Annotated in this window: 11 protein-coding genes; 7 read left to right on the forward strand and 4 right to left on the reverse strand. The window is 41.6% G+C overall.

Translation table 11 applies throughout. From position 1 onward, the window contains the following. Positions 1-66: 66 nt before the first annotated feature. Positions 67-1764, forward strand: a complete 1698-nt coding sequence (locus AC438_RS09815; protein WP_053981082.1) for an O-antigen ligase family protein — start codon at positions 67-69, stop codon at positions 1762-1764. Between the two features lie 47 nt (positions 1765-1811). Here AC438_RS09815 and AC438_RS09820 read toward each other — a convergent pair whose 3' ends face one another. Continuing rightward, positions 1812-3968 carry a hypothetical protein gene (locus tag AC438_RS09820; RefSeq protein ID WP_053981083.1) on the reverse strand — a complete coding sequence of 719 codons (2157 nt, stop codon included), beginning with the start codon at positions 3966-3968 and terminating at the stop codon, positions 1812-1814. A 340-nt stretch (positions 3969-4308) separates the two neighbouring features. Here AC438_RS09820 and AC438_RS09825 point away from each other — a divergent pair, with 340 nt between their 5' ends. After that, positions 4309-5019: a 2OG-Fe(II) oxygenase gene (locus tag AC438_RS09825; protein ID WP_053981084.1), complete on the forward strand. Its 711-nt coding sequence runs from the start codon at positions 4309-4311 to the stop codon at positions 5017-5019. Between the two features lie 366 nt (positions 5020-5385). Continuing rightward, complete coding sequence (locus AC438_RS09830) at positions 5386-5973, forward strand: porin family protein (RefSeq protein ID WP_053981085.1); 588 nt, start codon at positions 5386-5388, stop codon at positions 5971-5973. Positions 5974-6124: 151 nt separating this feature from the next. On the opposite strand, the gene AC438_RS09835 is transcribed toward AC438_RS09830, so the two are convergent. The 3 genes from AC438_RS09835 to AC438_RS09845 all read right to left on the reverse strand — a co-directional run bounded on the left by AC438_RS09835 (position 6125) and on the right by AC438_RS09845 (position 8804). Further along, positions 6125-6670, reverse strand: coding sequence for a gamma carbonic anhydrase family protein (locus AC438_RS09835; protein WP_053981086.1), 546 nt, complete (start codon positions 6668-6670; stop codon positions 6125-6127). A gap of 189 nt (positions 6671-6859) precedes the next feature. Then, a complete protein-coding gene (locus tag AC438_RS09840) occupies positions 6860-7180 on the reverse strand; it encodes a hypothetical protein (protein ID WP_053981087.1) in 321 nt (106 codons plus the stop codon). Positions 7181-7526: 346 nt separating this feature from the next. Continuing rightward, positions 7527-8804: an outer membrane protein transport protein gene (locus AC438_RS09845; protein ID WP_053981088.1), complete on the reverse strand. Its 1278-nt coding sequence runs from the start codon at positions 8802-8804 to the stop codon at positions 7527-7529. Between the two features lie 1172 nt (positions 8805-9976). Between AC438_RS09845 and AC438_RS09850 the strand changes: the two genes are divergently transcribed. From AC438_RS09850 to AC438_RS09865, 4 genes are all read left to right on the forward strand, one after another. Further along, complete coding sequence (locus AC438_RS09850; RefSeq protein WP_053981089.1) at positions 9977-11263, forward strand: NAD(P)/FAD-dependent oxidoreductase; 1287 nt, start codon at positions 9977-9979, stop codon at positions 11261-11263. A 110-nt stretch (positions 11264-11373) separates the two neighbouring features. Continuing rightward, positions 11374-14088, forward strand: coding sequence for a nitrate reductase (locus AC438_RS09855; RefSeq protein WP_053981090.1), 2715 nt, complete (start codon positions 11374-11376; stop codon positions 14086-14088). Between the two features lie 321 nt (positions 14089-14409). Beyond that, positions 14410-15012: a PaaI family thioesterase gene (locus AC438_RS09860; RefSeq protein ID WP_053981091.1), complete on the forward strand. Its 603-nt coding sequence runs from the start codon at positions 14410-14412 to the stop codon at positions 15010-15012. Positions 15013-15078: 66 nt separating this feature from the next. Next, complete coding sequence (locus AC438_RS09865; protein WP_053981092.1) at positions 15079-15981, forward strand: SAM-dependent methyltransferase; 903 nt, start codon at positions 15079-15081, stop codon at positions 15979-15981.

The raw sequence follows: 15981 nt of genomic DNA on the forward strand, positions 1-15981 counted from the left end.
ACTCACTTATCTATGTTTTACTGGGTAGCCATTAAGGCCAGGCCAATTATTTAAAAAGGAAAAGTTATGTCGAAGGTTATGGCTGGTATGAAATCATTGTGCTTTACAAAGCCTTGGTTGCTTTATTGGTGTTTTTTTAGTGCTTTGGTGAGTACGGTACACCATAGCCAGCTGTACTATCAGCATGATGCACCTAAGTGGTGGTTACTAGATGTCGCGTTGTCGATATTTGTTACTGTACGTATAGTGATTGAGCGAGCCAATATTACACTCCATATCAAAGGCTGCTTATGCTTGAGTGTATTAATACTCTGTGGTTTGAGTGTTTTTTGGGCGCCTAATTTTGGCGCTGCTATTGAGCTTTTTTTGAGATATAGCGTGTTGGCAGTGGCGTTGTATTTTTTGATTAAAGATATTCAACTAGAGTCTTATAGCGATCTTCCTTTTTGGGTGGCTTTTACATCATCGTGTAGTTTTTTTGTAGTACTTGTTATTGAGCGATATCTTTTGGGCTTGCCTTATAGTCATGGCGCTTATACGCCTTTAGGGTTTATCAATCATGCAGGGCAAGTGTACATATTCTGGATTCCTTTATTATTTTTGGGCACCATAAAATATACTGGATGGATTAGGTACGGCAGCCTTATTTTATTAATGGCGAGCGCCCTTATTTTGGCCGAATCTGCCGTGCGTGCCTCTTTGCTGGGCTTGACTGGGGCAATTGTATTGCTTGCTATTGTCTTTTTGTTAAAGCATAAGCAAAAGGCTTGGCAGGCTGTAGCATTACTAGGTGTTTTGCTTTGTGCGGTGTTTATTGTGCAATATTTTGGGGTTAAAGGTGATTATTTAGCGAAAAAATTAGAGCGAACGGTGAGTGCGAGTAGCTTTAATAGGGCTACTAGTAACCGTGTGGGTATGTTTAAAAATACAGCAATCATGATTGCCGATAACCCTCTAGGTGTTGGTTTAAATAATTTTGAATATATCCACCCCTTGTACGCTAAGGCGGGCACCTCTCAAGCTTCTGCGTTTGTTAGTGAGCGTAGAATATTAAGAACGCCGCATAATTTTTTATTAAAAATAACCAGTGAAATAGGTTGGTTAGGTGGCGTACTCTTTTTAATATTAGGTATTTGGGTTGGCGTTATTGCAGTGCGATCTGTGTGGGTATCTAATGGTGATACCGCTAGGGGTAATTATTGGGCGCCAGCCTATTGCATAGCAATACTGGCTTTATTGTTTAATGCATTATTTTCGGCGGTATTTTCAAACCCAGGTAGCTTATGGTTTGGCTTAATATTGCTTGCGGCTATAGGCGCCTTAGCTCAAGTGCCAGCAAGGCCTTTATGTGTCTTGCCGTTAGTTTCGAGTGTTAGATGCCTTATGTGTGTAACTGCTATTTTTTTAATGGCGCTCAGTTGTGCAAGCTTTGTATCACAGCGCTTGGCTTATCAAGGGAAGAAAGAATATGACCCGCTAAAGCTAGAGCGAGCGATAAACATTAATGCCTATAATGAGCGCGCTCGGTACGACTATGCTGTTATTACTTATGAGCAAAATCGAGATACGCAAAGCGCAATAGATAATATACAGCAGTTTTTAATGATTAACCCCTATCATATCGGGGCTCGCTTTAAATTAGCGCAATGGTTGTATCAGCAAAAAGAATATGATCGCTGCAAGGCGGAGTTACAAAATATACTCAGGTATTACCCAAAATATAAAGCAGCAAAAAATCTATATAGACAAGCAAGCCGACAATAAAAAGGGCCACCCTAGGGTGGCCCTTTTTATTGTCATAACCTTTTAAGCTAAGGTTTAGTGGCTTTAATAGTAAACGAACCGAGCACATCTGAGCTTTCAGAGGTCACTTCAATAGTGTAATAGCCAGTCGTTAAATCCATTAAAATTTGCGATCCGGTCACACGAGTCACGTCTTCATTTTTATTACTTGGCCAATAATAGACTTCAGGCCTAAAGCTGCCATTAATATCGAGCTGATATTCACCCTCTTCTAATACCGCAAAGGTAAAGCGCTGACTATAAAAGTACCCAGTATTATTGAAGGTATAAGGGTCGTCATTTGAGGTGTCACGCGGCTTTTGAATGCTGTTACAAAAGCGAAATAATTGAGTGCTAATATTTTTTGATAAAGGTAAAAAGCTTTCACATTCTGAGTTATTTGTTGTATTAACATTCAGCTCGAAATTACGGGGCGCGCTGTTATTGTCAACCCAAATATCTACAAAATAATCACCTTTACCGAGAGCTTTTTTCACAGTGGATGGAGAGCTAAAATAATCTGTTGGCCTAGCAGCAATAATTAAGGGTTCGCTACCCGGAAGGCTACGATAGAGCGCAAACGGATTGGAGCTTAGATCGCCTCGTGTACTGACCGATAAAGCCTGTGGCTCCATCAGTGAAAAGTTAAAGCGATTACTCACATAACCATTGGGATTTAGTGCGTACGGGTCGATGTTATCGGTGACCGGCAGAGCCATTGGGCAGCCTGAGTCGCTTAAGCCCTGATAAGGTACGTTTAGCTCTATTGATTGCTCACAGCTTGTTGTTGAATCTAGTTGATCAATACGTATTTGATATTGCTTAAGATCATTGCTTAGGGTCTCAATAATATATTCACCGGCCTCTAGGCGAATGTCGATATTTAATGTACGTAAAAAATCAGATGAATTAAACTCAATAGGTGTATGGAGATCACCTTTGTTATAGATGGCTAAAGCTTTAGCACCAAAGCTCTCGGTTTTCAGAGATAACTGCATATCACTGGGGGAGTCTAAATCTATTGCGTAATAGCGGGCATAGCTATCATTGCTCGGCGCATAGGGGTCATTATTAGTGAATGTTGATTTTTTGAGGCAATTGCCAATCCATCCACCAGCTAGTGTGCTGTTAAATATAGCGGCTTGCTCGCATTGTTGGTTTGAATCAAGTTGCTCAACGCGTACGTTAAATTCACCCACATCATCTTTACTATAGGTGGCTACTTCTAATGTATAAGAGCCCGGTTCCAGGCTAACTGCTTTATCATTTGAGCCAGAATAAAGCGGGATCGTGGCATCGTTAGTGCCGCTGTAAAGGTACATGTAATACTGTGCTGCGCTATCGACTTGTATTTCTACATCACCGTTATCTTCTATTTCAAAGTTAAAAAAGCGTGCACGGTGAGCGATTGCATTTGACTCTTGGTAAGGGTCTATATAATCCCGAATATTAGAGGTGCATTCTGGGCGCCAACTCGTGGCAACGCTTTGGTTTACAGTGAGAGGTAAATAACACTCAGGGGTACCAAAATCAATTTTTGTCGAATCTAGAGTAAAGCTTGTTACATTGGCGCCAGAAATTTCTAACACATAGTGACCTGCTTCTATCGCGGATACATCTAGCTCTCTATAGTCCGATTTTAAGACATCGCCGGTTACGGCATCTAAAAGGTAGAGGTAGGTAGAGTTACCACCAAAAGCACTAAAGCCAAGGTCTTCGATGCTATCTAGGGTGAATTCTACATAGCGGCTATAAAACGCAATAGGCTCTGGCGAGTAAGGGTCGTCATAGGCTTCGCGGCTATACGATGTGCAGTTGCTATTCCATTGCGCATAAGTACTGTCGCCTGGTGAAAATTCGATAAAACATTCCGAGGCAATAGATAAGGGGGGGCTGGGCAAGCTTGCACTGCTATTCGCTTCACTTGAAACCTTCGATGCACTCTCAGAGCTGCTATTTGCCGTGTAAGGGTCGATATTATCGACGCTACTGGCAGCAGCAGTACTACTGATAGAGGCATCACTGCTTATGCTGATTTGGCTGCTGCCAAGAGGAGTACAGTCAAATTTTTGCGTATCACATTTTGGCGTGCAATCAAATTTTTGGTCATCACATAGCGCTTCAGCGCCGTCGCAACCGGCCAGAGCAGCACATGCGAGTAAGCCCACTAATACTTGGGTGTTCATTGGTTACTCTCCTTTATAGAGTCCATGGTTGAGGGGGTATTCTACTATTTTATGGTGTGCCAGTGTTGATGTTTGCGATTTTTGAGACGGGCTAAAAATCAAAGTGTGGTCGTCAGAGTCACTGGTATGCGATGCTACGGCTTGTTCGCTAGTATATGGCGCTAGTATTACAAGTATTGTTGGCATCATTACTGAGTACCCAGTGATGCAGCATTTTTGAAGGTGCGGATTGTGGTAGATTGTGTGACGCTTACCATCATAAAAAAAATTATATAATGCATCTTTTGGATGGCTCATTGATAATAAATTTGATGTAGAATAATTATGAGTGGTAGTAAAAATGACGGACTTTATCCGAGTGTATAATGGTGCTTTGAGTTCTGAATTTTGTGATGATTTTATCGATATGTTTGAGCAAAGCCCTCATTTAAAGCAGGGGCTCACCAGCGGTGGTATCGACCTCGCAAAAAAAAATAGCAAAGACCTCTACTTGAATACGCATGCTAATTATGCAAAACCACTTAGGCATATCCAAACTGTTACTGCCCATCATTTATTAAACTATCTTGAAGAGCATTTTTTTATTCTAATTGGTGCTTTTGGGTTAAAAGTTTATCATCCTAATACGGGAGCCCCAGTTGATTTAACCGTAGATAACTTTGCTGAAGTGGGTAAGCCACAATTGCGTATACTGATGGGTCAGTTATTGCGTTTGGGCGATATTCAAGCGCAAAAATATACCATCGATCAGGGCGGTTATCCCTATTGGCATAGTGAAGTGTATCCACAAGCTGGTCATAATGAAGCTTTACATCGCATATTACTTTTTATGTTTTATCTCAATGATGTTGAAGACGGCGGTGAGACAGAATTTTTTTATCAACAGCGAAAAATTGAGCCGAAAAAGGGCAATATGGTGATAGCACCCGCTTACTTTACTCATACGCATCGAGGTTGCATTCCTAAATCTAACGATAAATATATTCTTACCTCTTGGGTATTGTTTAATCGAGCTGAAAAGATTTATGGCAATCCTCCACGTAATAAATAGCCATTTTAAATACTGATACACCCGCGATTTTATATTACGGTTGATGTAGGCCAATATTTTGGCGATGATCATAAAGGCGCTCAGATACTCTACGGTAAATTCATTTATACGAGCGCCTAAATTACGTTCATGTATACCCAGTTAGCTCACGCGCTTACAAGTGAGCGCTCAAATACTCACTGATGAGTATAACTGAAGTGGTCAAGCGTTTGCGTAAGCACTGCTTAGTATTAAATTAAGCTAAGGTTAAGTTTTACTAGTAGATGATGCCGTTATACAGAGCAGTCTTGCTGAGCGTAATTGAGCGCTCATGTGTAAGCTGTTAGTGCTTGATAACAGGTGAATTTATTAATGAGATCTCAAATAATGAAATTGAAAAAAGTACTTTGTTTAAGTGTAGCGCTATCCACTATGAGTGTTATGGCTGCAACCTCTTACGCCGAGCAACAGCTCAAGGTATTTGCTAGCGTTGGTAGTGCTAGCCATGAATTTGGTGATGGCAATTATGCTTTTGATGACTCGGCGACAAGTTATGGTCTAGGTGGCTTACTGCGCTTTAATCAAAATTTTGCAGCAGAATTTCGCTATGATAATTTAGGCGAAATCGAGCAACTATTTGCAGACAATACGGGGTCGCACACCGATGGGTTAAGCCTTGAGGGATATTCAGTGGGTGTGTTAGGTGGAATACCTGTTGGTGATACAGCGAGTATTTATGCCAAAGTAGGCGTCATGTTTTGGGATGCTGAAGCTCAATATATGAACAATACTCTATACGCGAGTGATGAGGACAATAGCTTTTACTTTGGTTTTGGTGGCGAGTTTATGGTTAGCAATGAAATGAGTGTGGCCATTGAATATACCATGATGGAGGCTGATGTTACGTTTGGTGGTAATCGAGAGCAAGCCTATACCGTTAATAATATTGCGCTAACTTTGGGTTATTCTTTTTAGAGAAAATTATGCCGCCTATAAAATAGCGGCATAATTTAAAAGCTATGAATATTGACGGTTATCATCGTTTGTTCAATATTTTTCATTATGCTTTAGCTTTATATTATGCGCTGCTCTGTGCTTACGGGCAAATAATGTAAGCATGGTGCAACTAGCTTTTATCTTCGGCTAAATATTCATTTTTTAGGGTAATGTAGTTTTGTGCCGAATATTTAAAAAAGGCACGCTCGCTATCTTTTAGTGGGCGGCTTTTTTTGCAAGGGCTACCCATATATAAAAAGCCACTGTCTAATTTTTTGCCTGGTGGTACTAAACTGCCGGCACCAATCATAACTTCGTCGGGTATTTCGGCGCCATCGAGTACTGTTGCACCAATACCAATTAATACTCGATTTCCGATTGTACAGCCATGCAGGCAAGCGCCATGACCGATGGTAACGTCATCTCCAATTACTAATGGCCAGCCTTTGTGGTTAAAATCGCTGGCATGGGTAATATGTAAAATGGCGTTATCTTGCACACTGGTGCGCGCACCTATGCGAATGTGGTGCATATCGCCTCTAATGACAGCGCAAGGCCATACAGAGCAGTCTTCGCCGAGCTCCACGTCGCCTATTACCACGGCACTCGGGTCAATAAAGACACCCGTCTTGAGAACAGGGCTTATACCTCTAAAAGAGCGAACAGCAGATGACATAAAGCGTACTCCAAATAATGAATAAAAATATTGCGGTAACTTGAATAGTGACCTCTAGTGCGTCAGTTTAGCGCCAAGTGAGAGGCGCTTCTAGTGTATACCTGCTCTGGCTTTTACACGCGATGGCCGCTGCGGGTATTAGGTGGGGAGTTAGCGGGTGAGTAGCTAGCGGGTGTGCAGCGTATAATGTTAGAGTAGGTCGAGTTTTTCACTGTCATCATAGTGCGCCAATAATAGTGCATCGTTCCAGCCATATTCGCCTTCGCACACCACAATGGCGACTTCTTTGAGCCAATCACCGCAAGGCGTACTATTGAGTATTTTTTGTTGGAAATCAGCCCAAAAAATGACAGCATCTTCGGTAAAAAAGTTGAGATTGATAATACTAGGGTTGTCTTCTTCAGGCTCTACTTCAGGGTATCGGCCAATGGCGCGAATAGCCTGCAGGCAGTTTTTCAGTGTGTAGCGAGTATTTTTGTCTATATGAAGCTGTACGATGATGCATTTCATTGTATGACCTTTATCGATCTTGAGCTATATCATTGTTTATTTGGCATCTACTGACCCGGCGGTGGGCTGCTTTTTGAGTGGGTTATTCGGTGTCTTGTGTCGTTCGGCTCAATTGAGCCTGCCGCTAAAATCGGTGGCTATAGCTGTGAGTATTTACCTGTCAGCATAGCGGCGTGTAGTGCGGAATGCTAGGCGTGCTACGTAGAGCATAATGAGGATGACGATAAAATAGAAGACAATTAAGAGCGTTAAACCGTTAATAGGTTAACGCTCCTTGGGTCATGCGTGGGGTATAGAGGTGCAATACAATTTTTATGACGCCCGCTAGGAGCGTCTATGTGATAGCCTAAAACTTATAGTTATATTGTGCGGCAAACAGTAATGCATGGCCTTTTGACTGGAAGGACCATTCGTTACCGATGTTATCCTCTTCACTAAATCTTTGTGTTTTTCCGCGTATTATGCTCAAGCCTAAATCAAAGTTTGAATGCTCGGTGATTGCATAGTTACCGCCAAATGATAGCCAAAAACGATCTGTATCAGGGATTGAGATAGATAGGTGCTCTTGCGAGACCGGTGATTCGTCAAAAGCAATACCGGTGCGCAATAATAGTTTAGGGCTGTATTGGTAATCTGCACCAATTGAATAACGCATAGCATTAGAAAAGCTTTCGTCTTTACTGAATGCGATAGCTTTAGCGCCAGAAGGTAGTGTGATTTCTGATTCTAATGTTTTAAAGCTGCTCCAGCCTGTCCATAGGGCACTGTAGTGCACGCCTATCGCTTCATTAAGCTGGTGAGAGCCAGATACTTCAGCAATAGCGGGTAATGATAGATTGACAAGGCCGGGTAATACAGCCATGCCGTTGAGGCCGAGTGGCGTTACAGCTGTGGGCAATTGATTTGAGTAATCGCCTGTAAAGGTGATATCTGTTTCTGAGCGGTAATGAAAACCAAAGCGACTATTGTCGTCTAGTTGATACATTAAACCTACATTAAAGCCATAGCCTGTGTCATCACCTTGCAAGTTGACGGCATCTGCAGATGCCGGAATACCAGTATTGGTCGCACCAAATTTACGAATAATTTTCGCGTCGGCATAAATATAGTTTAAGCCAAGAGCAACACTTAATTGCTCAGTGGCTTTGTAGGCAACGCTCGTATTAATATTGATAGTGACAATTTCAGTTTCGCCAGCAATTTGACCTGCTGCATAATCACTATCAAACTTAGTGGCTAAGCCAAAATTAGAAAATGCTCCAAAGCCCAATGCAACTCGCTCATTTAGAGGCATAGTAAAATACGCCGCAGGAATAATAGCACTAGGTGCAATACTGCTATCGTTTAATACGCTTGCATCCATGCCGTTATTGGTGCCCGTACCTTTTAGGCTAACATCAGGCATAACACTACTGGCGGCGATACTAAATTGCTTATCGGTGAATAATGTCATTAGTGCTGGGTTGCGAGCAACAACAGAAGCGTCGTCTGCAGAAGAGGCTTCACCAGCATAAGCGCGGCCTAGGCCTGAGGCATTTTGTTCGGCCAATTGAAAGGCGGCAGCAAAGCTGTGTGTCGAAGTCAGTGCAAATGAGGCAGCGATTAAAGTTTTAGTAAATTTCATTATTGTATCCTTAGCCAAATAAGCTGATTGTATAGCTGTAAGTATTCGCATGTTAGCGGTGTACCCTATATTAATTGCTTATAAAAAACTGTAACAATTAATATAAAAAACAGTAACAATTATGGCTTTTATCTATAAGTTAATAGTATTTAAAAATAAATTATGTCGATGATATTTTTAAAAGATTATTTAGTTGGTTTTTATCGCAATTCGAACTGATTATTTAAAGTAAAGATAATTTTATTTTTTCAGTTTGAAATTTATTGAGTTTAAGATACCGCAGGTTTTTGAAAAATAAATTTTATATACGTCAAAATGATAATTTTTTATACAGCATAAATACCTAAATAATTATTAGAGCTCGCTATGTTTAACTATAAGCAAACGACTTATCCCAATATACAGCATCATTTGTTTAAAATAAGAGCGCAACTTGACACGCTTTAACCTCATGTCTTACGTCATATTTTGTCGTGTAATCAAACGTTATTCAATAACCTTTGATCTTATAAGTGAATAATATATCCACTACTATGTATCTATCTTACGCTTATTTTTGAGATGTGTCATAAGCTCTGACGTTCTATTAAATAATGAGCAATATCTCTCATTATTAACAGCAATTATCGTCACCTTTGGTAACTTTTAATTCTCAGGCTTAATGTTTTGTCACCTTCAGTAACTCCTCGTGAGAACTCTGCTCGTTGTGAGATTATCGTGATAGCAACACAATTTACTGTTGTGTTTTGCGCAGCATGCTTTCGCTGTTATTTGAGAGCTTATGACTGCGCTACAACTGAGTCTTGGTAATGTATAAATAGTTCATTTTTCAATCATTTATGCGGCCTGTTTTAGAGGCTCATTGCGATGGCTTGGTAATTGCTTGAGCAGTATCGTGGTGTGAGAGGGTCTCAATAGCAGTCGTTCAGCCTTAAATTGGTGCGATATTGTATGTGTGTGATCGTTTTTGATCGCTGTTGAGCGATGACTGACAATTGCAGTGCACCCTTTCAGGGCGATATCTCGTTGGCACATCACTGCTTTGGTACATGTATCCAGGCGTATTCAATGAGATAGGTTTAAGCCTTGTCTTGGCTCGACCACTCAGTTGCGGTCACTTCATGCTGTTTGTATTCGCAACAGTATCATTAGCGTATAGGTTAAACGGGCTCATGTCTGAACGAAAAACGTACAAAAAACGGTTGGTTATTGTCGGTAATGGCATGGCTGCTGGGCGCATTATTGATGAGCTTATCGCCCGTGACACCGTAAAGCCTAAGAGCGGCCATAGCCTTTTTGATATCACAATAATTGGCGATGAAACCTGTGGTAGTTATAACCGTATTATGCTGTCCTCGGTATTGGCGGGTACGACCTCTGCTATGAGTATTATCCAAAAGCCTGCATCTTGGTATGCCCAGCAGGGTATGCGTTTTATGGCAGGCATTCGTGTAACCCAAATTAACCGCCAACAGTGTCATGTCTTATGTGCTAACGACGAGCGTATACCGTACGACCACCTTATTATTGCTACAGGCTCAAGGCCTGCACATCTTCCTGCTCTTAACCAAAATATTGCAGGTGTGATGGCATTTAGAACCTTAGCAGATGTCGATACGATACTATCGCTAAGTCAAACGGCCAAGCATGCCGTGGTTATTGGCGGAGGCTTACTGGGCTTAGAGGCGGCTTACGGTATGGCGGTACGTGGCTTACAGGTGGTTTTGGTGCACCGAAGTGCTTGGTTGTTAAACCGTCAGCTAGATGAAGCGGCCGCTGCTATGCTCGCTAGAGTCATGACACATAAAGGCGTAGTGTTAAAATTGGCAGCACAAGTGGCCCGCTTTAATGGCCAAATCCGTGTAGAGAGTGCGCAACTAACCAGCGGAGAAATACTGCCTTGTGATGTCGCGGTGATAGCGACAGGCATCACACCGAATGCTGAGCTAGGTATCGAGGCTGGGCTCCAAGGGCAATACGGCATCGCAGTGAATGACTTCTTAGTGACCAGTGACCCTCATATTAGTGCGATTGGTGAATGCGCGGAGCATAAAGGTAAAACTTTTGGTTTGGTTGAACCTATTTGGCAGCATTGTATCAGCGTGGCGGATCGCCTTGTAAGAGGCATGCAGACGGCATATCAAAATACGCCTGTGGCGACTAAATTAAAAGTGTCTGGTGTACAGGTATTTTCAGCCGGCGAATGGCTAACATCGCCTGAGCATCGTGCATTTATATTTGTCGATTCGGCGCGCAATATTTATCGAAAATTATTACTCAAAAATAATTGTATTGTAGGCATTGTTTTTTTTGGCGATGTACGTGATGGGCAATATTTTTTTGAGTTGATGGAGCGGCAAATATCCGTTATTCAAGCAATGCCTCAATTACTTATGGGTCGTCGTTTTTGCACGCAGCTGCCATCAATGATGGCACTACCTATGAATAAAACTATTTAATTTATAACGTCATTTATTTTCAGTATTTTAAATTAATATTGTCATCATCTTTGTCGCGCTAAATTTCATACAAGACAGATTTCGATTTTTATATTTTTAGGTTTAGGCTTATGTCATCTTTAATTACTACAGCCGTACCCGAGGGTACGCTACAGCAACAGGCGACATCTATTAATAAGGAGCATACGACTTGCTGTTATTGCGGGGTGGGGTGTGGTGTCACAGCTACAATACAAAATAATCAAGTGATTGCGGTACAGGGCCGTGAAGATCACCCAGCTAATTTTGGACGCTTATGCGTTAAAGGCTCATCTCTCCATCAGACTCAACATTCGCCTGAGCGTTTACTTCGACCTCGTGTGCATAATCAGGAGGTTAGCTGGGAACAGGCGCTGAGCTACAGTGCGAGAAGTTTTCAAGATATTATCAGTAAATACGGGCCTGATAGTGTTGCTTTTTATCTGAGTGGGCAATTATTAACAGAAGATTATTACGTGGCCAATAAATTGATAAAAGGTTTTATCGGCACGGCGAATGTTGATACTAACAGTCGTCTGTGTATGGCAAGTGCGGTGGTATCACATAAGCGTGCTTTTGGCAGCGATGTGGTACCCGGATGTTATGAAGATTTAGAAAAAACTGATGTGCTGATTTTAGTAGGCTCTAATGCTGCGTATGCGCATCCTGTGACATTTCAGCGTATTGCTAAGGCCAAACAAGAGCGCCCGCACTTAAAAATCGTTGTACTTGATCCAAGGCGTACAGCAACCTGTGATATTGCCGATATTCATATACCATTGGCACCAGGGAGTGACGCTTACTTTTTTAATGGGTTACTCAGCTATTTAGCGCAGCATAACTATTGTGATGCACACTATATTGCCGAGCATACGCAAGGCTTTGAGGCGGCATTAAGCGCTGCCCAAAAGCAAGTCAATAATATTCATGCTGCCGCCGCGGCATGCGATGCAAGTGTTGATCTTATTGCTGAGGTCTATCGCCTATTTGCTCAAAATAAAAAAGTGGTCACACTGTTTTCACAGGGCATTAATCAATCCTCATCGGGTGTTGATAAAGGTAACGCTATTATTAATTGCCACCTAGCAACAGGTAAAATTGGTAAAGAAGGTGCTTGCCCTTTTTCGATAACAGGGCAGCCCAATGCCATGGGCGGGCGCGAGGTGGGTGGTTTGGCCAATCAGTTGGCGGCACATATGGGGTTTGACGATCAGGCCGATATAGACCGCGTTGCACAATTTTGGCAAGCACCTAACATGGCTCAAACAGAAGGCTTAAAAGCCGTTGATATGTTTAAAGCGATTGATGAGGGTAAAATTAAAGCCATTTGGATTATGGCCACTAACCCTGTTGTGAGCATGCCTGATGCTGACTTTGTTAAGCAAGCGCTGCAAAAGTGCGAGCTTGTTATGGTGAGTGAAGTGATCGCTGATACCGACACTGCAAAAGCTGCTCACGTATTACTCCCTGCAACAGGCTGGGGTGAAAAAAACGGAACTGTAACAAACTCTGAGCGCTGCATAAGCTTACAAAAAGGCTTTTTACCACCAGCAGGTGAGGCAAAACATGACTGGCAGATTATAAGCCTCTTTGCCCAAAAAATGGGTTTTAAAGGTTTTGACTATTTGCATACTATAGATATTTTCAAAGAGCATGCAGCGCTATCGGCACTTAATAATACAAGAAAGCAAACACCAGCACGTGCTTTTGATATTTCGGCGATGGCTGATATTACGCTAAAGCAGTACAGTAATTTATTACCTATTCAGTGGCCTGTAAATCAGGCTAATCCTAATGGTACCCAGCGTTTGTTTTCTACGGGTTCTTTTTTTACGCCTAGCGGTAAAGCTAACTTTATTGCCATCACAGCGCGCTTGCCAGTATTACAAGCTCAAAGGAATGAAGTCATTATGAATACTGGGCGTATTCGCGATCAATGGCATACGATGTCACGAACCGGAACGGCTCCTCATTTATTGGCACATACCCAAGAGCCTTATGTGGATATTCACCCGCAAGATGCTCGCCAATTAAACTTACTAGAAGGGCAGTTAGTTGAGTTGGGCAATCGCGGAGCGCGCTATATTGGACGTGTCAAAATAAACGCTGCTCAGCGTGCGGGTGAGATTTTTGCCCCAATGCACTGGAATGCCAAGTATGCCTCAAGTGCTCGTGCTGATGCTTTAGTAAACCCTTTTGTAGACCCTATTTGCGGTCAACCAGAGTTTAAACACACTCCAGTAAGTATCGTACGGCATAACACTCAATGGACGGGATTTTTAGTGACAACTAAAAATCATGAGCCACAATGCGATTACTGGGCAAAAATCACCGTTCAAAAAGGTTATGTTTTTCGAGTGGCGGGCGTGCAATCAATTGCTTTCGATCATTGGTTAAAACAGCAATACCCCGAAGTTGAACAATGGCAAGAGCTACAAGACAGTCAGGGTGAATACTATCGTGCGGCAGGTTTTGTGGCGTCGGCATTGGTCGTTGTATTTAACGCCAATCAAGGTCATATAGGACCAACTGAAAGTCGATGGCTTAACGACCAGTTGGGTGAGTCTATTGAAGATGGCGTGCGTTATTCCATTTTGGCGGGTAATACTGGTTGCGATGATGAAGATCAGGGAGCTGTGGTATGCGCTTGTTACCAAGTGGGTACCAATACAATCAATCGAAAAATTCGTAGTGGCTGCCAGAGTGCTGAGGCTTTGGGACAAGTGCTCAAATGTGGCACTAATTGCGGTTCGTGTATTCCTGAACTCAATGCAATGATTCAGGCGTGTAGATCGACTGGGGTATAAGTATTGGCGAGTGCTCGAGTGTTAGTTGATAGGTAGAGTCTAGCTGAATAATAGTCTGTTTTTTGATCTTTAAAATATAAGTGAGCGTCTTTTATTCTATCATGGCGTGTAAATTTTTTATTGGTAGTTTTTTGATGGTAAATTATTTGATTTAGATAATAATTGTTACCAATAATATGGGTGTCATTAAATTATCGTTTAATGCATCGAAATTAATGGCGCCGGATTTTTTATAAATGGAAGTAAATATTGCATGTTATATTTACCAATGATAAAAGACCTGCTAAGCAATAGTTTAGCAGGAAGATATGAGATTGTTTTATGACTCTATTTCACTCTTTACCTGATTTTTCAATGTTAGCCATCATTGCGAATCGAATGTTCAAGCAAATTCTACCACGCAAAAAAAATACCTCCGTATTACCTGAGCTAGGTGATCAATTAATTCCACCGGGTTCGGCATCAGATGTGTTTAATGGATTCGTGACCTCGCCAGGCAATGCACATGGTTTACAGCTCAAGATTCATCATGATGCCGTTTCAGGTGTCTCATGCCATTGGTTGACAGCTAAAAAATTTGAAGGCTATCCACAAGCTTTGCACGGTGGTATTAGCTTTGCAATTTTAGATGAGCTGTTAGCCTATGCTGTCTTTGATCGGTTTAGAACATTTGCTGTGACCTTATCAAGTAAAACACAATTTTTTAGCCGTATACGTGTTGGGGAGGAAGTGAAAGCCAATGCCGTCGTCACAAGGAAATTTTGGCGATTTATTAATGTTGAAGGGAAGATATACAATTCACGTGGTCGTGTAGTCGTTAGTATGAAAAGTACTTTTTATATGCCTACTAAAAAAGAATTCAAAAAGATTTTAGACTTATCCATTATGCCTAGCGAGGCACTGCCCTATTGTGGGACTGACTAAAGGGTATTCAAGGAAATAATGTGCAAGTGCACAATAGTCAAGACCATAAAGTTGAAAAGGTAAAATATGCAAAGTCGAATGATGGATTTAATTGAGTCTGCACCTAGTGAAGCTAGGAATCTTTATCAAAAGTATAATATGGAGGAAGAGATAGATCGTATTGCGTATCACTATGAGGTGGATTCAGATTTTTTTAAAATAATCACCGGCGGAGAATGGAATCATTATTCTTGCTGCATGTGGGAGGAGGGTTCCAGCTTAACGCAAGCCCAAGAACGAAAACTCGATGAATTTGCACGTATGATGAACCTAAAGCCCGGCATGCATATCCTAGATGTGGGTTGCGGCTGGGGCGGCCCTTTGGTGTACTTATGCCAGAAGTATAAAGTAACTGGCCATGGTATTACCATATCGCCTATGGCGATACCGGTTGCTGAAGCGCGTGCTAAAAAATATAACGCACAATGTACTTTTGAGGTAGTGCATTGGCAAGAATTGAGAAGTGTTAAACAATTTGATGCTATTTATAGCGATGAAGTTATTGTCCATTTTAATGATCTTGATGGCTTTTTTAGGAAAGCCAGTCAGTTATTAAAAACAGGCGGTATTATGGTTAATAAAGAGCTTCACTTTCGTCATTCTAAGCATAAGCACGCGATAGATAAGTTGAGCCAGCATATTAATAAAGTGTATGCCTATACCGGAAATTACCGCACCTTGCGCGATGAATTAGATTTGTTAGATAACAATAGCTTTCAGCTAGAAGAGATATTGGATATCCCGATTAGTCATTATAATAAAACGATTAATGAGCATTGGCTAAAAAACTTGAATGCACATAGAACCATGCTAACCACGATGACCAGTGAAAAGCATGTGCAAGACTTTAAGTTGTATTTGAAGGGGATTTGTCGAATCTTTACCGCAAAAGTCTTCGGCCTGCATATTGTCTCAGCTAAAAAATCTTAA

The sequence above is a fragment of the Marinagarivorans algicola genome (genome assembly GCF_001292705.1).
Classification (GTDB): domain Bacteria; phylum Pseudomonadota; class Gammaproteobacteria; order Pseudomonadales; family Cellvibrionaceae; genus Marinagarivorans; species Marinagarivorans algicola.

Coding starts and splice junctions, on each gene's coding strand:
- AC438_RS09815 (WP_053981082.1), top strand. CDS start 67: ATGTCGAAGGTTATGGCTGGTATGAAATCATTGTGCTTTACAAAGCCT.
- AC438_RS09820 (WP_053981083.1), bottom strand. CDS start 3,968: ATGAACACCCAAGTATTAGTGGGCTTACTCGCATGTGCTGCTCTGGCC.
- AC438_RS09825 (WP_053981084.1), top strand. CDS start 4,309: ATGACGGACTTTATCCGAGTGTATAATGGTGCTTTGAGTTCTGAATTT.
- AC438_RS09830 (WP_053981085.1), top strand. CDS start 5,386: ATGAAATTGAAAAAAGTACTTTGTTTAAGTGTAGCGCTATCCACTATG.
- AC438_RS09835 (WP_053981086.1), bottom strand. CDS start 6,670: ATGTCATCTGCTGTTCGCTCTTTTAGAGGTATAAGCCCTGTTCTCAAG.
- AC438_RS09840 (WP_053981087.1), bottom strand. CDS start 7,180: ATGAAATGCATCATCGTACAGCTTCATATAGACAAAAATACTCGCTAC.
- AC438_RS09845 (WP_053981088.1), bottom strand. CDS start 8,804: ATGAAATTTACTAAAACTTTAATCGCTGCCTCATTTGCACTGACTTCG.
- AC438_RS09850 (WP_053981089.1), top strand. CDS start 9,977: ATGTCTGAACGAAAAACGTACAAAAAACGGTTGGTTATTGTCGGTAAT.
- AC438_RS09855 (WP_053981090.1), top strand. CDS start 11,374: ATGTCATCTTTAATTACTACAGCCGTACCCGAGGGTACGCTACAGCAA.
- AC438_RS09860 (WP_053981091.1), top strand. CDS start 14,410: ATGACTCTATTTCACTCTTTACCTGATTTTTCAATGTTAGCCATCATT.
- AC438_RS09865 (WP_053981092.1), top strand. CDS start 15,079: ATGCAAAGTCGAATGATGGATTTAATTGAGTCTGCACCTAGTGAAGCT.